1 protein-coding gene and 1 pseudogene are annotated in these 2,319 nt (G+C 56.4%); both read right to left on the bottom strand.

What is annotated here, in order from left to right; translation table 11 throughout:
* Positions 1 to 416: 416 nt before the first annotated feature.
* A complete protein-coding gene (locus tag C6558_RS38680) occupies positions 417 to 1,502 on the bottom strand; it encodes an IS110 family transposase (RefSeq protein ID WP_371412341.1) in 1,086 nt (361 codons plus the stop codon).
* 400 nt (positions 1,503 to 1,902) lie between these two features.
* Positions 1,903 to 2,196, bottom strand: a pseudogene (locus C6558_RS38675) (transposase); the annotation flags it as partial.
* Positions 2,197 to 2,319 lie beyond the last annotated feature (123 nt).

The raw sequence follows: 2,319 nt of genomic DNA, 5'->3' as shown, positions 1-2,319 counted from the left end.
GCCAATGGATGTCGGAGGCCGGCCTGTGGCTGTCGCGCAAGCAGCGACGGACGTTCCATCAGCCGCGGCTGCGGCGCGAGGCCTACGGCGAGCTGGTTCAGATCGACGGTTCCGAGCATCGCTGGTTGTCTTCTCTATTCGGCGTGGTGAGGTCAAGCACCTTCTGACTGTCCGTAGCTATGGTTGATTGATGTCTTCGCAGTATCGCGCTTCTCTCCGGGATCGGCCTGCGTTGGCCCTCCCACTATGGGACCAGAAGAATGAGGCGGAACAATCTAATCGGCGACCTGATCGCAATAGACGACCGTACCAAGACAACCAGCGAACTCACCCCATCCGTCGTCCTGCGAAGGACATCTTTCCACCGTCGGCGGAATCTTCTTGTCTCCTTTTGTTCTTGTCACCTTGGTTGCTAATTACGCAGCAACAGGCAAGCTCTCCCGTGTCCAACAGAATTCGGTTCCGTCACTCCACATGCGATGCATGATCACAGCAAGCCGTCGGGCCAACGCTACAACCGCCTTTTGCCTCCCGCGGCGTCTGGCGATATTCATCGCCCACGCTTTTAGCCACGACCATTTCTTAACGTTTACAAGCAGGACTTGCGCTGCTTCGTACAGCAGGGATCGCATCATCGCGTCACCGCAACAGGATACTCGCCCGACCCGTTTGCTTTCACCAGACTCGTTCAGTTTCGGCGTCAGCCCGAGCACAGAACCGACCGCCTTTGAATGTGCAAACCGGCCAGGAATATCGATGGTTGCCGTGTAGGTGAGAGCGACAACAGGGCCGACACCAGGGATCGTCGTCAATCGGCGACAGACTTCATCCTCGCGGACCAAATCCAAAACCTTCTTGTGCAGCTTGGTGAACTCGGCGCGCAGTAGTTTGCGTGCAGCCAACAATGGCTGCATGATGTCGTGTAGATCAGGCCTGTCTTCGACGAGCTCATTGATCCGCTCCTCGAATTTGATCTTGCCGACCAATCCGACTTTCAGACCGAAGTTGCGCAACAATCCGCGAATGTCATTCGCGATGGCGATGGCTTTTTCCTGCAAGAGTTTGCGCGCGGTCAGCAATGCTCGGTGCTTCTGGCTCGTCAATGTCTTCACATGCACAGGCCGATAGAGATTGACGCGCATCATCTGGGCCATGCCACGCGCATCGTTGCGGTCCGTCTTATTCGGTTGGGCTTTCAAAAATGCCTTGGCATGCCTGGTCTCGATGCAGATCACCGGCAATCCTGCCTTGGCGAGCCCTTCATAAAGCCATTGCGACAGTGGTCCGGCTTCAAGACCGATCCGCTCAATCTGCCACTTCGAATCCTTGATCACCGAGATCAAATCCTCAGGGTGAGTAGCAACTTTCGACTCCCGGCAAATCTTGCCTGTCTCATCAACAATGCAGACCGCGGTCTCTTTCACCGATACATCCAGTGCACAATAGTGTTTCACTGCGCTTCTCCCTCTGACGTTTGAGGCTGTTGAAAGACATGACCTCATTTTACCATCAGTCAGAAGCGCAGCACCGCAATCCACAACGGTCAACGCTGAAACGCAAAGCCGAATATCCCATCTAATCGCACTCCATCCGTCAAGCTGGTTTGAGCACGCAATTCCCTTGCCGGCTTGCGAGAGAGGCAACACGGCTGGAACGGATTGAATGGACTGCCCTCACCGGCCATGTCCTTCAGAGCTATCCAGTGCTGGGAGCAGGGTTGTCTCCGCGGTCGACAAATGTCGCCGCACAATGGTCTTCGCAGGTGGGATCTTCCTAATGTTCGAAACGCAGTCTCAACGAGCTGCAGCCAGCGATAGCGGAATGATCCTGCCCACGTCCGCAGCAGGGACGCTCAGCACGCAAAGTTACATGGCGCGCTGAGGGACGAAGGCTGAGCGTCTCCTATATGGTCGCGCCAGCCGATGCGTTGAACACTTCTCCCGTCTTGAGCATGCTGTGCATGATGACCGCGAGTTTCCGGGCGACGGCCACAGCGGCCCGCTTGAAGCCAAGTCGCTCCCGCAGCTTAAGTCCCCAACTCTTGAGACTGCTCTCGGTCCTGGCACTGGTTCTCGTCAGCAGCGCTGTCGCCGCTTCATAAAGCAGCCCACGTAAACGATTGTCACCCCTTCGCGAGATATGGCCGTCACAATCGACTTCGCCTGATTGGTAGCGCCGGGTTGTCAACCCAAGCCAGATCTGATGATCTGCATCGGCCGCTGAACCTTGCCCCGGATCGGCTGCGCGACGTGCTATGCAAACGTGAGCAGCGTTATGTCGGTGCCCAGTTGACGTTTTCGTTCGAGCGCCAGCGGATCA

It is taken from the genome of Ensifer sp. NM-2 (assembly GCF_003024455.1).
Taxonomy (GTDB): Bacteria; Pseudomonadota; Alphaproteobacteria; order Rhizobiales; family Rhizobiaceae; genus Ensifer; species Ensifer canadensis.
This window is presented reverse-complemented; position numbering and strand designations above follow the sequence as displayed.